General features: G+C 33.5%; 19 protein-coding genes. 6 read left to right on the top strand and 13 right to left on the bottom strand.

Features of this window, described 5'->3' with window-relative positions; all coding sequences use genetic code 11:
* Positions 1–44: 44 nt before the first annotated feature.
* The 11 genes from OEA66_RS02040 to OEA66_RS01990 form a co-directional block, all read right to left on the bottom strand.
* Positions 45–1,139 (bottom strand): TlpA disulfide reductase family protein, encoded by a 1,095-nt coding sequence (locus tag OEA66_RS02040; protein WP_267279784.1) that lies wholly within the window; start codon positions 1,137–1,139, stop codon positions 45–47.
* Positions 1,140–1,309: 170 nt separating this feature from the next.
* Positions 1,310–2,041, bottom strand: a complete 732-nt coding sequence (gene lipB, locus OEA66_RS02035; protein ID WP_267279783.1) for a lipoyl(octanoyl) transferase LipB — start codon at positions 2,039–2,041, stop codon at positions 1,310–1,312.
* 32 nt (positions 2,042–2,073) lie between these two features.
* Entirely contained in the window at positions 2,074–2,808 is a 735-nt protein-coding gene (gene trpA, locus OEA66_RS02030; protein ID WP_267279782.1) for a tryptophan synthase subunit alpha, read from the bottom strand.
* Between the two features lie 70 nt (positions 2,809–2,878).
* Entirely contained in the window at positions 2,879–4,069 is a 1,191-nt protein-coding gene (gene trpB / locus OEA66_RS02025; RefSeq protein WP_267279781.1) for a tryptophan synthase subunit beta, read from the bottom strand.
* A gap of 31 nt (positions 4,070–4,100) precedes the next feature.
* Positions 4,101–4,775 (bottom strand): phosphoribosylanthranilate isomerase, encoded by a 675-nt coding sequence (locus tag OEA66_RS02020; protein ID WP_267279780.1) that lies wholly within the window; start codon positions 4,773–4,775, stop codon positions 4,101–4,103.
* Positions 4,776–4,793: 18 nt separating this feature from the next.
* A complete protein-coding gene (trpC, locus tag OEA66_RS02015; protein ID WP_267279779.1) occupies positions 4,794–5,573 on the bottom strand; it encodes an indole-3-glycerol phosphate synthase TrpC in 780 nt (259 codons plus the stop codon).
* 10 nt (positions 5,574–5,583) lie between these two features.
* Positions 5,584–5,967 carry a hypothetical protein gene (locus OEA66_RS02010; protein ID WP_267279778.1) on the bottom strand — a complete coding sequence of 128 codons (384 nt, stop codon included), beginning with the start codon at positions 5,965–5,967 and terminating at the stop codon, positions 5,584–5,586.
* Position 5,968: 1 nt separating this feature from the next.
* Complete coding sequence (gene trpD, locus OEA66_RS02005; RefSeq protein WP_267279777.1) at positions 5,969–6,958, bottom strand: anthranilate phosphoribosyltransferase; 990 nt, start codon at positions 6,956–6,958, stop codon at positions 5,969–5,971.
* Between the two features lie 84 nt (positions 6,959–7,042).
* Positions 7,043–7,711: an endonuclease/exonuclease/phosphatase family protein gene (locus OEA66_RS02000; RefSeq protein ID WP_267279776.1), complete on the bottom strand. Its 669-nt coding sequence runs from the start codon at positions 7,709–7,711 to the stop codon at positions 7,043–7,045.
* Between the two features lie 6 nt (positions 7,712–7,717).
* Entirely contained in the window at positions 7,718–8,284 is a 567-nt protein-coding gene (locus OEA66_RS01995) for an anthranilate synthase component II (RefSeq protein WP_267280072.1), read from the bottom strand.
* A gap of 228 nt (positions 8,285–8,512) precedes the next feature.
* Complete coding sequence (locus OEA66_RS01990) at positions 8,513–9,931, bottom strand: anthranilate synthase component I family protein (RefSeq protein WP_267279775.1); 1,419 nt, start codon at positions 9,929–9,931, stop codon at positions 8,513–8,515.
* A 334-nt stretch (positions 9,932–10,265) separates the two neighbouring features.
* Here OEA66_RS01990 and OEA66_RS01985 point away from each other — a divergent pair, with 334 nt between their 5' ends.
* The 5 genes from OEA66_RS01985 to OEA66_RS01965 all read left to right on the top strand — a co-directional run bounded on the left by OEA66_RS01985 (position 10,266) and on the right by OEA66_RS01965 (position 14,734).
* The gene (locus tag OEA66_RS01985) at positions 10,266–10,475 is read left to right on the top strand and encodes a hypothetical protein (protein WP_267279774.1); all 210 of its coding nucleotides are present in this window, start codon (positions 10,266–10,268) and stop codon (positions 10,473–10,475) included.
* A complete protein-coding gene (locus tag OEA66_RS01980; RefSeq protein ID WP_267279773.1) occupies positions 10,475–10,843 on the top strand; it encodes a c-type cytochrome in 369 nt (122 codons plus the stop codon). Before OEA66_RS01985 ends, OEA66_RS01980 begins: the two co-directional genes overlap by 1 nt.
* A complete protein-coding gene (gene rlmF / locus OEA66_RS01975) occupies positions 10,844–11,770 on the top strand; it encodes a 23S rRNA (adenine(1618)-N(6))-methyltransferase RlmF (protein WP_267279772.1) in 927 nt (308 codons plus the stop codon). It abuts the gene before it with no gap.
* Between the two features lie 333 nt (positions 11,771–12,103).
* Complete coding sequence (lysS, locus tag OEA66_RS01970; protein WP_267279771.1) at positions 12,104–13,801, top strand: lysine--tRNA ligase; 1,698 nt, start codon at positions 12,104–12,106, stop codon at positions 13,799–13,801.
* Between the two features lie 114 nt (positions 13,802–13,915).
* A complete protein-coding gene (locus tag OEA66_RS01965) occupies positions 13,916–14,734 on the top strand; it encodes an OmpA family protein (RefSeq protein ID WP_267279770.1) in 819 nt (272 codons plus the stop codon).
* Between the two features lie 5 nt (positions 14,735–14,739).
* Here the strand turns inward: OEA66_RS01965 and OEA66_RS01960 are convergent, their stop codons facing one another.
* Together OEA66_RS01960 and OEA66_RS01955 are read right to left on the bottom strand one after the other, a co-directional pair.
* Positions 14,740–15,750, bottom strand: coding sequence for a cytochrome d ubiquinol oxidase subunit II (locus tag OEA66_RS01960; RefSeq protein WP_267279769.1), 1,011 nt, complete (start codon positions 15,748–15,750; stop codon positions 14,740–14,742).
* Positions 15,747–17,090, bottom strand: coding sequence for a cytochrome ubiquinol oxidase subunit I (locus OEA66_RS01955; protein WP_267279768.1), 1,344 nt, complete (start codon positions 17,088–17,090; stop codon positions 15,747–15,749). The genes OEA66_RS01960 and OEA66_RS01955 overlap by 4 nt, the downstream gene beginning before the upstream one ends.
* Positions 17,091–17,320: 230 nt before the next feature.
* Here OEA66_RS01955 and gyrB point away from each other — a divergent pair, with 230 nt between their 5' ends.
* On the top strand, positions 17,321–19,255 hold the full coding sequence (gene gyrB / locus OEA66_RS01950) for a DNA topoisomerase (ATP-hydrolyzing) subunit B (protein WP_267279767.1): 1,935 nt from the start codon (positions 17,321–17,323) through the stop codon (positions 19,253–19,255).
* Positions 19,256–19,343: the final 88 nt, after the last annotated feature.

Raw genomic sequence — 19,343 nt, 5'->3', positions numbered from 1 at the left:
TAAACAATTTGTAAAGCGTTTTTCATGATTAATGTACGAAACTATTATTTATTAAATATTTTAAGCATTTCCTTTTCGTCATACAAGCCTGTTGAGCTTGACAGGATTTTCATATCATTATCAACCAAAACTGAATAAGGAATTGCTCCGCTATATTTTAAAATTATTTTAAAATTTTCGCTCTCTTCTTTTGATAAGATAAGTTGTTTCCAGGTCATTTGCTCTTCATGTAATGCCTTTCTCCAATCCGATTCTTTTTCATCGATTGATATTGAGATTAATTCGATACCATTAATTTTATTTTCTGCAATAATTTTTTTCAAAATTGGAATCTCTTTCCTACAAGGTCCACACCAACTTGCCCAAAGAATAATGAGATGCTTTTTATACTTTTTATTTATAACTTCGGTTAATTTATATTTGGAATTTTTTAACTTGAGTATTTTATTGTTATTAATACTTTTCGAGTCTTTGATGTAATTTTGAAGTCCTTTAAACTGAGGATAATTTTGAACTGATTTATCAAATAAACTCAAGAATTTTTCAACTTGTGAAGAAGAAAATTGATATTTATTTTTCGAGATTTCAGATAATAAATGAAATGAATTAGGATATTTTTTAAGTAAATTTTCAATTTCCGAATATTGTGTGCTACTTTTTCGGCTAAATAAATCATAGTTTGTGTTCTGCAAAGCTTTAGTTTGTGCTCCTGCTTCAATTTTTTTTATTTCTACAGTTTTTATATTTTTTGGAAAAGGGGAGTTTTCACCAAAATCAACATATTCTAATGAGTCAGTTAATTTTACGAACTTATCAGAAAGGAAAAGAGAAGAAGTCCATTTTTCTTTGGCTTGGTTAAAGTATGAATTGGTTGGAAATTGAAATACTAATTTATTTCCCTCTAAATCATAAAACTCAATTCCCAAATAATGAGGAATTTCATCATCAAAAGTGTGTGTCAATTCAAATTTCCCATCTTTCACTTCTAAACTATCAAGTTTATTATTCCAAAGATCCTCATATAGAATTAATTTTCCATTTGGTAAATTAGGAATGTCTCCTGAAATAGTTGTTGAATTTTTTTTGCATGAAATAATAATCAAGATAAAGAAAAAGTAAAGTAGAAATTTTTTGTTCATAAATGGTTTTCTGAAATTAGATTTATAACTTCATCTCAAATCAAAAATGACAAAGCTATACTTTGCTAAAAGTAAATAAATATCTACTAAAAACCAATTTTATTTCAAAGTAGAATGAAAAAAATCTGCCTCAAAAGAAACAGATTTCATATCATTAATTATATTTTTTATTAAGCCTTTACTACCAATTCCGCTTCAAAAACATCCACAAAATGCTTTCTGATTTTTGCTTTGATGTCTTCCATTTCTTCGGGAGTCAATTCTCTTTCAAGCTCTCTTTTTAGGGAAGTAACCTGTTTATCTTTAATACCACAAGGAATAATGTATTCAAAATAACGCATATCGGTATTGATGTTTAAGGCAAAACCGTGAAGAGTTACCCAACGGGAAGCTTTAACGCCCATAGCACAGATTTTTCTCGCATACGGTTTTCCGACATCGAGCCAAACTCCGGTTTCTCCGGGAGAACGTTCGCCTTTCAAACCATAATCTGCAATCGTTCTGATGATCACTTCTTCCAGATTTCTCATGTATTTGTGAATGTCTGTAAAGAAATTTTCAAGGTCTAAAACGGGATAACCAACGATTTGCCCGTAACCATGATAGGTGATGTCACCGCCACGGTTTACTTTTACGAAAGTAGCGTCGATTTCTTTTAATTTATCAATTCCTGCGAGCATATTTTCTTCGTGTCCGCTTTTTCCTAACGTGTAAACATGAGGATGTTCCACCAAAAGAAAATGATTGGACGTTGTAATATGCTGTTCGGCAGGTAAATCTCTGTTTTTAATTTTGGTATCGATGATATCTTTCATCAGTTTTTCCTGATAATCCCAAGCGGGTTGATATTCTTTGATGCCTAAATCTTCAAACTTTACGACTTTATTCTGATGTGTATTCATTATTTACTTTGATGATACAAATTTACTAAATTTTACCCTTTGATGGAATGGATGAAATCTATTGCTTTTGTTTCCCAATCTCTATTTTGCTGAAGAATATTCACGAAGGCCGTTCCGATGATTCCGCCGTCTGCTTTTTCGGTAACGTTTTCAAAATCTTCTTTAGATTTGATTCCAAAACCAATCATTATCGGATTTTTTAACGGAAGTAAAGATAATCTGGAAAGGTAGTCTTCATTTTTTAAAACGGCTTGGTCATTTCCAGTGGTAGAAGACGAACTTACCGCATACAAAAATCCTGAACTTAAAGAATCGAGATATAAAATTCTTTCATCTGAAGTTTCGGGAGTGACCAAAAATGTAAAGTTGAGGTTGTATTGTTTTAAAATCTTCTGATAGTTTTTCTCAAATTCAATTGGCGGTAAATCCGGAATTATCAATCCTGAAACTCCACTTTCTGAACATTCTCTACAGAAATTTTCAAATCCGAAACTTAAAACCGGATTAATATATCCCATCAAAATAATCGGAATTCTGATTTCATCTTTAATAGATTTTAACTGAGAAAAAAGTTTTTCGATGGTCATGCCGTTCTTCAAAGCCAATTCGTGGGCTTGAGAAATAACGGGTCCATCAGCAACCGGATCGGAATACGGCATCCCAATTTCCATCATATCTGCTCCGGAATTTTGGATGAGTCTGATGATTTTTGTGGTATCTTCGAGTTGAGGAATTCCAGCAGTAAAGTATATATTAAGTTTTTTCATTTTATTTAGAAGTTAGAGATTAGATTTTAGAAACTAGGTTTTATTGCGTTGAAATACTAATTTCTAACTACTAACTACTAACTTCTAGTTTCTTTAAGTAAGTTTCCATATCCTTGTCACCACGACCACTCAAACAGATAACAACAATATCATCTTGATTAAATTCTTTTTTATCTAAAACTGCCAAAGCATGAGCACTTTCCAGAGCTGGAATAATTCCTTCGAGTTTCGTTAAATCAAAAGCAGATTGTAAAGCTTCATCATCATTAATACTGAAAAATTCTGCTCGTTTTTCTCTGAATAAATTCGAATGAAAAGGTCCAATTCCGGGATAATCCAAACCTGCGGAAATAGAGTGGGGTTCGATAACCTGTCCGTCTTTTGTCTGCATTACCAAACTTTTACTTCCATGCAAAACACCCAAAGTTCCCAGAAAAGTGGTTGCCGCAGATTTCCCTGAATCAACTCCAAAACCTCCTGCTTCAGCAGCAATTAATTGTACATTTTCGTCGTTTGCAAAATGATAGAAAGTTCCTGCAGCATTGCTTCCGCCACCAACACAGGCAATCACATAATCTGGATTTTCTCTTCCAATTTGTTCGAAAAGCTGTTTTTTAATTTCCTCTGAAATTACGCTTTGAAATCTCGCCACTAAATCAGGAAAAGGATGCGGGCCAACCACACTTCCAATCACATAATGAGTAGTTACGGGATTATTGATCCAATCTTTTAAAGCTTCATTTACAGCATCTTTCAAAGTTTTCGAGCCTGAAGTTGCAGGAACAACCTTCGCTCCTAACATCTTCATTCTTGCAACATTTGGAGCCTGTCTTTTGATATCGACTTCACCTATGTAAATAATGCATTCTAAACCTAAAAGTGCACAAGCTGTCGCTGTTGCAACACCATGTTGTCCGGCTCCGGTTTCGGCGATAATTCTGGTTTTCCCTAATCGTTTTGCCAATAAAACCTGCCCCAAAGCATTATTGATTTTGTGTGCTCCGGTGTGATTGAGATCTTCTCTTTTTAGATAAATATTGGTGTTGTATTTCTGACTTAAATTTTTTGCAAAATACAAAGGTGTTGCCCGGCCAACATAGTTTTTCAGTAAATCCTGATATTCATTTTGAAATTCTTCAGATTCAATGATTTGTAAATAGTTTTTCTCTAATTCTTCAACATTTGGATAGAGCATTTCTGGGATAAATGCTCCGCCAAATTCTCCGTAGTATCCGTTTTCGTCAGGGTTTTTGTAATTCATGATTTTGTATTTTGAGAGTCTTGTCAAGTTTCTAAATCTTAACAAGGTTTATTAATTCTTTTATTTTTTCTAAATCCTTAATTCCTGGGTTCAGTTCAAACTTTGAGTTAACATCCAGTGAAAAAGCTTGTCGGTTAATGATTGATAATTGATGGATGTTTTCCAAAGAAATTCCGCCACTCAGGAAATAGGGAAGTGGGATTTCTATTTCATTTAAAATATTCCAATCAAAGGTTTTTCCGGTTCCGCCGAAAGCTTTGCTATCTGTATCAAATAAGAGATAGTTGATAGTTGACAGGTTTTGGATGATGGTTTTTTGTAATTCATTTGTAGATTGATTTCCAATTCTGATGACTTTTATAATTTTTATTGTTGGATCAAGTTTTTGCCTTAAATCAATAATAAAACCATCCGTTTCGTCACCATGAAGCTGAATGAAATTTAAACCTGCTTGTTCTGTTATTTCAATGATTTTATTAATACTTTCATTCACAAAGACCCCAACTTTTCTATGGTGTGAAATTTTTGAGATTTCATCTAAATTTAAGTGATCCAAAACATATCTTGGAGATTTTTCATAAAAGATAAATCCTAGAAAATCAATTTTTAATGCCACTAATTCACGAATTTGGTTGAGTTGAGTTAATCCGCAAACTTTTAGTTTTGGTTGATAATTGTTGGTTGATGGTTTTTGGTTTTCAGACATTGTTTAATTGGTAAACTGTTAGATTTTTAGATTGGAAACAAATTCTTCAAATTTATTTCCGGGATTTTCGTGTTTCATAAAATATTCGCCCATCAGAAATCCGTTGAATCCTTTTTCTTTTAAATAATTGAAATCATTAATATTGTAAATTCCGCTTTCAGCAATGGATAGAACATCTTTTGGAAGTTGATTTTTCAAATTAACAGAATGTTGTAAATCAACCTTGAAATCTTTTAAGTTTCTATTATTAATTCCAACCAAATCTATTTCTAAATTGAAATGTTTTAATTCTGCTTCTGTATGAATTTCGAGTAAAACTTCCAACCCTAATTCATGAGAAAGTTGTGTGAATTCCTGAACTTGCTGAGGCGAAAGACACGCTGCAATTAACAAAACAACATCAGCTCCAATACTTTTTGCTTCATAAAACTGATATTCATCAATCATAAAATCTTTTCGCAGAATCGGAATATTAATGTGATTTCTAATACTTAAAATGTCTTCAAAACTTCCTCCAAAATAGTCTTTATCTGTTAAAATAGAAATTCCGCTTGCTCCAAATTGTTCGTAAGCTGAAACTACTTCTAAAGGTGGCACTTTATCATTTATAATTCCTTTTGATGGAGATTTCCGTTTAAATTCAGCAATAATTCCAGATTTTGATTTTATAGTTTCTTTTAATGAATTGGTTTTTCTTTCAAAAAATTCAGAATCTTTTAATTGTTGCAAAGAGATTTTTGATTTTGAATCTGAAATTTCTCGTTCTTTAGTTTCTATGATTTTGTCTAGGATATTCATTTTTCAAATTTTAATCATTTTCGGATAAGTTTATCTCAATAGTTTCGTCTGAATAATATATTCTAATTCCATTTTCAAAAAATTCATTTTTCTTAAAACGAATCGTTGAAAGTGCTTTGTAAGGAAGCTTAATAATCGAAAAAGAACTGGTGTTGATTAAAAAACTATTTCCTTCAGCAGGAATAAAAATGTATTCTGAATCTGGTGACTCAAATTGAAATTCATTTAAATTAAAATTTAATCTGTTCCATTTATTTTCAAAGTATTTATGAGACAAATTTTCTCCACAGATATATACTTCCGCAATGTGTAATTCTCTTCCGTTGTTGGGTTCATCATATCCAACAATTTTTAGTTCGATCTTTCTATTTTTAGATTGATAAGAAGTTTTCATTTTAAGCCAGAATCAATTGGTTTAAACTATTCAGTGCTTTTCCATCAAATAAGCTTTCTTTCGCCAAACTTAAACAATCCCTATAATTTCCAAATTTTTCGGTGTGATGTAAAGCTACAGCAGCATTTGCTAAAACCACTGCATTTTGTGATTCTGTGCCTTTTCCTTCCAAAATATTTCTGAAAATCTTGGCTGTTTCTTCAGGAGTATTTCCTGCTTTGATATCTTCAGAATGAATAGTTTTAAAACCTAAATCCTCAGCACAATAAATATTTTCTCCGCTTTTGGTAATGATTTTACTGTCACTTGTAAGACTGATTTCGTCGTAACCATCCATTCCGTGCACTAAAACGAAATCTCGGTTTTCTTTTTGTAATAAATATTGATAAATTCTGGCAATTTCGAGATTGTAAACACCAATCACAGAAAATTGAGGTTTCGCTGGATTCACCAATGGACCGAGAAGATTGAAAAAAGTTCTTAAGCCTAAAGATTTTCTTAATGCCACAACCGATTGCAAAGCTGGATGGAAATAAGGAGCGTGCAGAAAACAGATATTTGCCATTTCCAAATCTTCGTTAAGCTCTTCCGAAGTTTTTTTGAATTGATAGCCTAAAGCTTCCATAACATTAGATGATCCCGTGATTGTTGAAGCTCCGTAATTGCCGTGTTTTGCAACTTTTTGTCCGGTTCCTGCAACAACGAAACTTGCTAAAGTGGAAATATTGATCGTGTTTTTTCCGTCACCACCAGTTCCAACAATATCAATCGTGTCATTAGTGCTTAAATCTACAGAAACAGCCATTTGTAGTAAAGCCTCTCTGAAACCTTTGAGCTCATCTAATGTAATATTTCGCATCATAAAAATGCTTATAAATGCAGTAACTTCGGTTGCGTTAAATTTATTTTGAGCAATCTCAATCATAATCGCTTTCGCTTCCGATTTTGATAAGGTGTGATGATTGAAAAGGTATTGTAGGATTTCTTTCATGTTGGTAGTTGTTTTTGGTTGTTAATATTTGGTTGCTGGTTTCAATAGTTTTTTTTCTATCAAGCGTCAACCAAAATCTGGCAACTATTTTTGAATTTCACAAATAATCATGTTGTGGTCTGATATTTTGCGATCAATTTCTATCATTTTTGTTGATATTTTTTTGCCATTTAATAAATCTTTGCTCATAATTGTGTGAATTGCATTATTCTCATAATTTTCAGTTAGAATTTCCAAGTTTTGCAGTTCAAAAAAGGACTTGGTTTCATCGATAACTTTCGCACTTGGATATTTCCATCCTGAGAAAGAGATATTTAAATCTCCTGAAAAACAAAGATTTCCTTTTAAATTTTCTAAATCATTTTTTTGCTTTTCTAAATCATTTTCAAAATGTAAACCTTTACCACCAAAACTTCCGATTATACTTCCGTAAACTATTAATTCTCCAAAATTTGTTTCTACTAAACCACAAATACTTGTAAAAGAATCGTAAGTTTTAACTTCGTTTTTAAAAGGAAATTTCGAATATATTGAGACTCTGTTTTCACCTTCAAAATAATTTTGATTTTCATGAAAAGTTGGCAATGTTTCAGAATGCAGTTCGAAATATTGTTCTTCGAAATTCACACAACGATTGGTTTCTGTTAGAATTAGAAGGTCAGGATTTTCAACAGCAATTAAATCTTCGATAAATTTAATTTTTGAAATTTGATTTTTATTTGGTCTTTCAATATTCCAACTGATGATTTTCATAACTTATTAATTCACTAAAAAATTTTTAATAATCGTCTCTCCATCAGGCGTCAAAATACTCTCCGGATGATATTGAACACCGTGCACATCATAAGTTTTATGTTTCAAACTCATAATCATTCCCTTGCTGTCGGTACTTGTAATTTCAAGTTCTGAAGGGAAATCTTCGGGATTGACTGCCCAGCTGTGATATCTACCGACTTCCAAAGTTTGCGGTAAATCTTTGAAAAGTTTGTGTTCACTGGTTTGGACGGCTTCTGTCGCAACACCGTGGTAAATTTCGCTAAGATTAATCAGACTTCCGCCAAAAGCTTCGGCAATTGCCTGTTGACCAAGGCAAACTCCTAAAATGCTTTTTGTTGGAGCATATTTTTTAATTAAATCCAACAAGATTCCAGCTTCTTCAGGAATTCCCGGCCCGGGAGAGAGGATAATTTTATCGTATTTTTCGATTTCTTCAAGCGAAATTTGGTCGTTGCGTATAACGTCAACTTTTTGATTTAAAACTCTTTCAATTATTTGAACGAGATTGTAAGTAAAACTGTCGTAATTGTCAAAGACAAGAACTTTTATTTCGGTTTGATTATTTATTTCAGTTGTCATCTTTAATCTGATGTTTTGTTTTATATTTAAATATTGAAATGTAGACTAATTTGCGATCCGGCTTGATAATCATTTTTTATTGTTTAATTGAATCATCGAACCACTTCGTTAGGTTTGAGCAGAAATCCTTTTTTTTGCGTTGGAAAAGGAAGGCAAAAAAGATTGGGACCGGAAGACGGAATTTGTCGCATAAAAATTTTAAACCAAATTCTCTGCTTTTTCTACCGCCTTTTTCAAGGCATTTAATTTATTATTCACTTCTTGCAACTCACTTTCAGGATTTGATTTTGCCACCAATCCGGCTCCGGCTTGATAGTAAAGTGTATTGTTTTTGCTTAAAAAAGTACGAATCATAATCGCCTGATTGCATTCACCATTCAAACCAATCATTCCGATGCAGCCACCATAATATCCACGGGAATCTTTTTCGTATTCATTGATTAATTGTAGAGCTCTGTGTTTTGGCGCACCGCTTAAAGTTCCCTGTGGAAAGGTCGTTGCAACCATTTCAAAAGGGTTCGTGTTTTCTTCCAGTTCTGCTGTGACTTCGCTTACCATGTGAATAACGTGCGAGAAAAGTTGTATTTCTTTCAGTTTCGTTACTGTCACATTTTTCCCTAATTTTCCTAAATCATTTCTTGCCAAATCAACCAACATCGTGTGTTCGGCATTTTCTTTCGGGTCATTTTTTAAAGATTCTATAGACTGTAAATCGGTTTCAAAATCACCGGTTCTTTTGAAAGTTCCTGCAATCGGATGAATGATGGCCTTGTTTTCTTTAATAATGAGCTGACTTTCAGGACTTGAACCGAATAATTTGTAGTTTCCGTAATCAAAATAAAATAGATAGGGTGATGGGTTGATATTTCTTAAAGCCCGATACACATTAAATTCATCTCCCTGGAATTTCTGCTCGAATCTTCTGCTCAGTACTAACTGAAAAACATCGCCTCTCATACAGTGTTTTTGTGCAATTTCAACCAATTTTAAATATTCTTCATTGGTAGTATTGGAAGTTTCTTCAGCCGTTTTTTCAAATGGATAAACAACAGCATTTTTATTTTTAATTAAGTCTTCCAGCGTTCTGAATTCTGATTTTACACCCTCAATTTGATTTTCAATTAAATGCATTTCATCATTAAAATGGTTAATGGCAATTACGTATTGATACAATCTGTAACGCAAAATCGGAATTTCAACTTCTTTACTTTGAGGTTTAAATGTCACATCTTCAAAAAACTGAACCGCTTCAAAACTTGTATATCCAAAAAGTGATTGTGCAGTTTCTTCAATTTTGTCATGCGTTTTTTCGCAGGCAAATGTTTTGGAGAAATTGTTTAATAACTCAGGAATATTTATGTTTTCTAAAGATTTTTTTTCTGGATTCTGGTTGGGAAACTTGATTTCATATTCATTTAAATTTTTAATTTCAATTCCTGCAATAGCGTTAATCGCAATGAATGAAAAATTATTATCAATATTTTTAGAATCCGAACTTTCCAAAAGAATTGTATCTCGGAATTTGTCTCTAATTTGTAAATAAATATTCATTGGCGTTTGTAAATCGCCCAATGTTTTTTTAGATTTTGTTTTAATTTTTATAATGGAATTTGACATTTTTCTAATTTTTTAGAGATTTAGACATAAAAAAAAGACTTCAACGCAATCGTCAAAGTCTCTGTATGTTTTTCTATAATATTCTTGCTGTACATTAACAACATGACAATAGCATCAGACCCGACGAAGAGTTTGATTGCCACCACCAATTTTTGTTAATTGAATTAATCATGGGACAAATGTAGAAAAATTTTTAATATTGAAAACAAAAAATTTAAAAAAGATAAAATTTGTTTTTAGTTCTCTGGAATCAATTTAAATATGATTTAAAATAGTCTTAAGTCTCCTCATTAGAACTTTATTTTTTATATTTTTGTGACCAAATTAGAAAAAAATGAAAAAAGTATTAGCAATCGCATTCTTGGGAAGTTTAGTAGCAGTTAGCTGTTCAAAAAAGGCAGATAAATCTTTACAAGACAGCAACATTATGTTAGAAGAACCAGCTGCTACAGTTGTACCAGCAGATTCAACTAAAAAAGACTCTACACCAGCTCCGGCTGCAACTCCTGCACCTGCAACAACAGATTCTACGGCAACAAAATAATGAAAAAACTGTTTTTGACAGGAGTTTTAGGCTTGCTTATTATTTCCTGCTCCAAAAAAGAAAATTCAGAAGTTACATCAACAGATTCTACCGATACTTCTATACCTGTTAATACCAATATTTCAGGAAAAGATTTAATAGAAGCATCTGACTGTATGGCTTGTCATAATGCTGATGAAAGATTGATAGGGCCTTCTTATAAAGAAATTGCTGCCAAATATTCTGAAAAAGACATAGAAATTTTGGCTTCAAAAATCATTGACGGTGGAAGTGGCAACTGGGGAAGTGTTCCGATGCAACCACATCCACAAATTTCAAAAGAAGATGCCAAAAAAATGGTGGAATATATCCTTAAACAGAAGAAATAAATGTCTTCAGAAAAATCAACCCTACACCCAAGAAATCTGCATCGAAATTCCTACGATTTTGACTTGCTGATTTCTTGGGTGCCGGAATTGAAACATTATGTTTTCAAAAATGATTACGATACTTTAACCATTAATTTCAGCCTTCCGCAAGCTGTGAAATTGCTCAACAAAGCGTTGCTTCTGAAATATTACGGTGTCAAGAACTGGGATATTCCCGACGGAAATCTTTGTCCGCCAATTCCTGGTCGTGCAGATTATGTGCATTATTTGGCAGATTTATTAGCGGAAGAAAATGGTCAAATTCCAACAGGGAATTCAGTAAAAGGTTTAGATATCGGAACCGGAGCTAATTTGGTTTATCCTTTGATTGCGAATTCTTCGTACGGTTGGAAAATCTTGGGAACTGATATCAATAAAAATTCGATAGAAAATGCCTGGAATATTTTAGACCAAAATCCGGATTTTTCGCAAAGTATTCAACTGAAACTTCAAGGCGATTCTGATTTTATTTTTAAAAATATAATTTCTCCCGAAGATAAATTCACATTCTCCATGTGTAATCCGCCATTCCACGAATCCGAGGCAGAAGCAATGCTCGGAAATCGCAGGAAAAATAACAATCTTCGGAAAAAGAAAGTTCAAAATCCTAAACTTAATTTCGGTGGTCAACACTCCGAATTGTGGTGTGAAGGTGGTGAGATTGGATTCATCAGAAAGAAGATTGATGAAAGTATTTTGTTTTCTTCTCAGATTTTGTGGTTTACAAGTTTGGTTTCCAAAAAAGACAATCTTCATCAATTGATAACCCGTCTGAAAAACAGCAATGCTTTAGAAATTAAAACAATAGAGATGGCTCAAGGTCAGAAAATCAGTAGAATTTTAGCATGGACATTTATTCCAAAAGAAAATCGAAAAGATTGGTTTTAATTGTTGAATAATTTTTATTCGGGCAGCAATTTCCGCCTTCCACTCCCAATCTTTTTTGCAGACAATTTCGTTTCAAATAGATCTTATAGTTCAAGCAAAAAAGGATTTCCGTTCAAGTCGGGCTGCAATTTTGCCACAGTAAGATCAATATCTTCATTATTGTAACGATTCTATTTTTTTAACTTAAAAGAGAAATCCTCTCAACTTCAATTCAGTATAAAACTTTTGTGACTTTTGACTGCGTCGAATCTTCGATTTGTGGTTTAAGTAAAATTCAAGTTTCATAAACGCTTAAAATTCACTATTTTTGCAATTCGAAAAAATTGAATTATAATGCAATTATCAGAACAGGAAATCATTAGAAGAGAAAAGCTGAATAAGCTTGTTGAAATGGGAATCAACGCATTCCCGGCGGAAGAATACACAATTACAGATACTACAGAATCTATAAAACAGAATTTCGCAGAAAGTAAACAGGTGAAGATTGCGGGTAGATTGATGTCTCGCCGTATTCAGGGGAAAGCTTCTTTTGCTGAATTGCAGGATTCTACAGGAAGAATTCAGGTTTATTTCAACCGTGACGAAATCTGTACGGGAGAAGACAAAACTTTATACAACGAAGTTTACAAACACCTTTTAGATATCGGTGATATCATCGGAATCGAAGGAGAACTGTTCACAACTCAGGTTGGTGAAAAAACGGTTTTGGTGAAAAACTTTACCCTTTTAACGAAAACTTTAAGACCTCTTCCTCAGGCAAAAACTGACGAAAATGGAGTAGTGCACGATGCATTCAACGATGCAGAATTAAGATACAGACAGCGTTATGTAGATTTAACGGTAAATCCTCATGTGAAAGAAATTTTTGTGAAAAGAACAAAATTGTTCAACGCAATGAGAACTTTCTTCAATGAGGCAGGATATTTTGAGGTGGAAACTCCAATCTTGCAGTCGATTCCGGGTGGAGCTGCGGCAAGACCTTTTATGACACATCATAATGCTTTAGACATTCCTTTATATTTAAGAATTGCCAACGAATTGTATCTTAAAAAACTAATTGTTGGTGGTTTCGACGGTGTTTACGAATTCTCAAAAAACTTCAGAAATGAAGGCATGGATAGAACGCACAATCCTGAATTTACCGCAATGGAAATCTATGTAGCCTATAAAGATTACAATTGGATGATGGATTTCACCGAGAAATTACTGGAGTTCTGTGCAACTTCTGTAAACGGAGCTTCAGAATCTACTTTTGGCGAGCATACCATTAGCTGGAAAGCGCCTTATCCAAGAGTTTCTATGACTGAAGCAATCATAAAATATACAGGTTTTGATATTACAGGAAAGTCAGAACAAGAATTGTTTGATTTTGCAAAATCTATCGGAATCGAAGTGAATGAAACGATGGGTAAAGGGAAATTAATCGACGAAATTTTTGGTGAAAAATGTGAAGGAAACTTTATTCAGCCGACTTTTATTACTGATTATCCAATTGAAATGTCGCCTTTAACTAAAAAACACAGAAGTAAGGAAGGTTTGACGGAGCGTTTTGAATTAATGGTTTGCGGAAAAGAAATTGCAAATGCTTATTCAGAATTAAATGACCCGATTGACCAGAGAGAACGTTTTGAAGAGCAGTTGAAATTATCTGAAAAAGGTGATGATGAAGCAACAGGATTTATTGATGAAGATTTCCTGAGAGCTTTAGAATACGGAATGCCACCAACTTCTGGTTTAGGAATCGGAATGGACAGATTGATTATGTTTTTAACGAATAATCCGTCAATTCAGGAAGTGTTATTCTTCCCTCAGATGAAACCGGAAAAAACAACTCCGCAAATTGAATTGGGTGAAGATGAGCATTTAATTCTTGATATTTTGAAATCAGGCGAACAAATCGCTTTGGCTGAAGTGAAAACTTTAAGCAAATTATCCGGTAAAAAATGGGATAAAGCTTCAAAAACTTTGACGAAAGGAAACTTGGTGAAAGTTGAGAAAATTGATGACAATGTTTTGATGAAATTGGTGTAACTAAATTCTTCCAACAATAATTTATATCAAAAAATCCTGAAATTTTTCAGGATTTTCCTTTTTTCAATAACAATAAATCAGCATTTTTCCGTTGTGAATAAAACTCAAACACTTATGAAATATTTTCTTTTATTTTTGTTCATTTCATTAGGATTAAATGCGCAGACATTAACTTCTATTTATTTTACAAACAACAGTTCTGAACTAAACAAAGAATCGAAAATAAAACTCGACAGTTTAGCTCAGTTAAAATCAAAATTGACTTTCAGAATTTTTGGTAATGCAAATCCTTTAGGAAATGAAACTTTAAATAAAAAATTATCTGAAAACCGCGCAAAAAATGTCACGGATTATTTGAAACACAAAATCGGTGGAAATATTAATTTGGCAAGTTCTGTAGGATTGGGAATTACAAAACAGATTAATGATAACAGTTCTGAAAATTTATTAGCTAAAAACAGAAGAGTAGATATTTTTATTGAAAAGTTTTTCGATAAAGGTGAAAAGATTTCAAGAAGCGAATATCCTAGCTTTTTTGATGTGAAAATTGCTCAGATGAAAGTGAAAGATACTTTTTCTTTACCCAATGTAAACTTTATCGGTGGTCGTCATGCTTGGCTTTCAAAAGGTACTCCCAAACTGTTTATGCTTTTTGAGATTTTAAAGAAAAATCCGACACTTGAAGTTGAACTTCAGGGACATATTTGCTGTGATTATGAAAATTTTGATGGGGAAGATTTAGATTTAAAAACATTTAATCTGTCTTTTACCAGAGCCAATGCGATCCGAAATTTTTTAATTAAAATGGGAATCGAACCAAATCGCATTAAGGCTGAAGGTTTAGGACATCTCAATCCTGTTGTTTACCCTGAAATAACAGAAGAAGATATGAGTAAAAATCGACGTGTAGAAATTGTTGTAACTAAAAAATAAATTCGTCATGCTTTGTTTTTAGCTTTTGTAAATGAGAACATCAGATAAAATAAAAACGGTAAAATAAACAGAGAACCAAGGATTAAAGCCCATCCTAAAGCTGAAATTGTTTTCGGAGCAGCGATATGTTTTAATAAAGAAAGATGTTGCCCGTTTCCTAATAAAATAATATCGGGATTATGCTGATAAGTTGCCGCTACTAAAATCATAATGATCTGAAATCCTGCCAAAGCTCGAACTGGAAGCAATTTTTTGAAATGCATTGCTCTTAAAATTAATCCTAAAGAAACCGTTGCAAAAGCAAGCGACATAACGCCTAAAGGTTTTGAAAACACCCATTTTGTTAATGGAATATTTGAAAAATGAGCCGCCAAAAATACCAATAATCCTGTAATCACGACAAAAACCATCGTTTGATGTGACTTTTTAATCATTAAATTTAATTCTAATCGGTCGTTTGTTTCTTTCAAAGAAAAAATAGAAGCCAGATATGCGCAAAGTGACACTACAAAAAGTCCAACTGCCACTCCGAACCAATTGAGCCAACTGAAAATATATAAATCTAAAAAGGTCTTTGCGTCCGGATTGATAGATTGTGAAATCGTTGCAGCCGCTATTAATCCTAAGAAAAATGGGGTCAGTAAACTTGCATAATAGAAAATCTGAGTATATAAAACCTGCCAATTGTCTTTCACTGCATCATAATGTCTGAAAGTAAAGGCGGTTCCTCTTGCAATAATTCCTAAAAGCATTAAAACCAAAGGAATATGAAGATATGTTGATAGAGTTGTGTAAATTTCAGGAAAACCTACGAAAAGAATTACTATCGCAATAATCAGCCACATATGATTAGCTTCCCAAACGGGTGCGATGGATTCGTACATAATTTTTTCGGTGTGTTTTCTTGCCTTCTTTTTAGACATTAATTCTACAATTCCGGCTCCGAAATCTGCTCCGCCCAAAATCACATAAAGACATACGGAAAGCCATAGAAAACCAATTACCACGTAGATCATGATTTTTTGTTTTTGGAGTTAAATTGCGTATCGGTCGGGTCATACAATCTTGGAACCATCTGAATCTGTCTTCTTAAAAGGAACACGATAATTAATGATAAAGAAACAAAAATCGCTGTGAAAAAGTAGAAAGAATACTGAATTCCAGGCATTGGAGTTACAGCATCAGCAGTTCGCATTATTCCGTAAATAATCCAGGGTTGCCTGCCGACTTCTGTGACTGTCCAGCCAGCTTCCAAAGCAATATATCCGAAAGGTGTGGAAAAAATAAATGTTTTCAGCAGCCAGTTTTTGTTCAGCCATTCTTTTTTAAAAAAGTGTGCATATAAATAAATACTTCCAATAATAATCATTACAACACCAAAGAAAATCATAATCTGGAAAGCGTAATGTACAACGGCAACGGGCGGCCATTCATCTTTGGGAAAATCATTTAAACCTTTGATTTCTGCGTTAAAATCATTAGTGGCTAGAAAACTTAAAACTTTCGGGATTTTTAAAGCATAATTAATTTCGCCTTTTTCTTCATTAGGAATTCCACCAATCACAAAAGCAGCACCTTTTTCTGTTTCAAAATGAGCTTCCATTGCTGCTAATTTTATAGGTTGTCTTTCTGCGACAGATTTTGCGGCAACATCTCCGCTTAAAGGTGCTCCGAAAGCTCCAATCATTGCAAAACCTGCCGCAATTCTAAACGCTTTGGTGTGAAATTCAACATTCTTTTTTCTCATTATTAAAAAAGAATGAACTCCTGCAACGGCAAATCCTGTCGCACAAAAAGCAGCAACTGTCATGTGTAAAGCCTGCGGAAACCAAGCTTCATTAAACATCGCTTTAATAGGGTCGATATTCACATATTCTCCATTAATATAATCAAATCCGGTAGGTGAATTCATCCAGGCATTTGCAGCAACAACCAAAATTCCTGAAGCCAACCCGCTTAAACCCACTAAAAATCCGCAAAACCAATGAAACCATTTATTAAATTTATCCCAACCATAAAGGAAAAATCCAATGGCTATAGCTTCAATAAAAAAAGCAGTTCCTTCAAGAGAAAACGGCATTCCGAAAATGGGTCCTGCGTGTTTCATGAATCCGGGCCATAATAATCCTAATTCAAAAGAAAGCATCGTTCCTGAAACGGCTCCGGTAGCAAAAAGGATTGCAACTCCTTTGCTCCAGGCTTTTGTAAGCCCTTTATAAATTTCGTTTCCGGTTTTGAGGTATTTCCAATGTGCAAATGCCATGAGAAAAGGCATTACCATTCCAACGCACGCAAAGATGATGTGAAAACCTAAAGATAGCGCCATCTGTGCACGAGCTGCCATGAAATCGTCCATAATATCAATTTTTCAGTTTAAAGTTACGGATAAATTAAAGGCGAAGAATATGATTTAAAACATTAGAAATAATTCAAAAATCTGCTTTAACTTTATTCTTTTTATGTCTTAAATATTGACTCTGCTTTGAGTATAAATTCAGAGATTTTTAGAGGTATTTAACTTTCATAATTCGAAAAAAATCACGATATTTGTAAGTCTTTGCAATTAGCAAGATTTTAATATTTTATATGAGTCAAAAACAATATACAGCTAGTAGTATCCAGGCATTAGAAGGCATGGAGCACGTTCGATTAAGACCATCTATGTACATTGGGGATGTAGGAGTGAGAGGTCTTCATCATTTGGTTTATGAAGTAGTAGATAACTCAATTGATGAGGCATTGGCGGGACATTGTGATACTATTTTAGTTACGATACATAAAGGAGAGAGTATCTCTGTAAAAGATAATGGTAGAGGAATTCCTGTAGATTTCCATGAAAAGGAACAAAAATCTGCTCTTGAGGTTGTAATGACCAAAATCGGGGCAGGTGGAAAATTTGATAAAGATTCTTATAAAGTATCAGGAGGACTTCACGGTGTTGGGGTTTCTTGTGTAAATGCCCTTTCAACATTATTAATTGCTACAGTAAGCCGTGACGGTAAATTATACCAGCAGAAATATTCTGAAGGAAAAGCTTTAGCGGATGTTGCCGAAATAGGTACTACAGACGAAAGAGGAACTGAGGTTTTCTTCCAGCCGGATGGAACTATTTTTCAGGAATTGGTTTATAATTATGATACTCTTGCAGCGAGAATGCGTGAATTGTCTTTCTTAAATAAAGGAATTACAATTACTCTTGTTGATGAAAGAGAAGAAAATGAAGACGGATCTTTTGCTTTTGAAGTTTTCCATTCTGAGGGAGGTTTGAAAGAATTTGTAGAATTCATCGATGGAAACCGTGAATCTATCATGGAAAACGTTATTTTCATGGAAGGAGAGAGAGAAAATATTCCTATTGAAGTAGCTATGCGTTACAATACTTCATTCAGTGAAAACCTTCATTCTTATGTTAATAATATAAACACTCACGAAGGTGGTACTCACTTGGCTGGTTTTAGACGTGCTTTAACGAGAACGTTGAAAAAATATGCTGATGATTTGGGAATTCCTGCTAAAGAAAAAGTTGAAATTACCGGAGATGACTTCCGTGAAGGTTTAACGGCTGTTGTTTCTGTAAAGGTAATGGAACCCCAGTTTGAAGGACAGACTAAAACTAAATTAGGTAACTCTGAAGTTTCAGGAGCAGTTGATAAAATTGTTGGTGAAATGTTATCTAACTTCTTGGAAGAAAATCCAAACGAAGCAAAACTTATTGTACAGAAAGTTGTTTTAGCTGCAAAAGCAAGACAGGCTGCGAAAAAAGCTCGTGAAATGGTTCAGAGAAAATCTCCGATGGGAGGTTCTGGTTTACCTGGTAAATTATCTGACTGTTCATCAAAAGATCCTGCAGAATCTGAATTATTCTTAGTCGAGGGAGATTCGGCAGGTGGAACTGCAAAGCAGGGGAGAGACAGACATTTTCAGGCGATTCTTCCGTTAAGAGGTAAAATTTTGAATGTAGAGAAATCAATGCTTCACAAAGTTTATGATAACGAGGAAATTAAAAATATCTACACGGCACTTGGAGTTTCTGTAGGAACAGAGGAGGACAGTAAAGCTTTAAATCTTACCAAATTAAGATACCATAAAGTAGTGATTATGACCGATGCCGATATTGACGGTTCTCACATTTCCACATTGATTCTTACCTTCTTCTTTAGATTCATGAAAGAAATGATCGAAAACGGATATATTTATATTGCACAACCTCCTTTGTATTTATTAAAGAAAGGAAACAAGAAAATATATGCTTACAACGAAAAAGAGCGTGAAGAAATTACCTTAGAAATGTCTCCGGACGGAAAAGGTGTTGAAGTTCAGAGATATAAAGGTCTCGGGGAAATGAATCCTGAACAGCTTTGGGAAACAACTTTAAATCCTGAACATAGAATTTTGAAGCAGGTGACAATTGATAATGCTGTAGAGGCCGATTCTGTTTTCTCAATGTTGATGGGAGATGAAGTTCCACCGAGAAGAGAATTTATCGAGAAAAATGCAAAATATGCGAAGATTGATGTTTAATTAATCTCTCTAAAAATATTTAAAAGGCTCCATTATTTCTATGGAGTCTTTTTTTTTGCCTAATAAATCTCAGGATAATGAAAATTAA

The organism is Chryseobacterium luquanense (assembly GCF_026460945.1).
Taxonomy (GTDB): Bacteria; Bacteroidota; Bacteroidia; order Flavobacteriales; family Weeksellaceae; genus Chryseobacterium; species Chryseobacterium luquanense.
The sequence above is the reverse complement of the archived record's forward strand: the minus strand, read 5'-3'. Positions and strand labels throughout refer to the sequence as shown.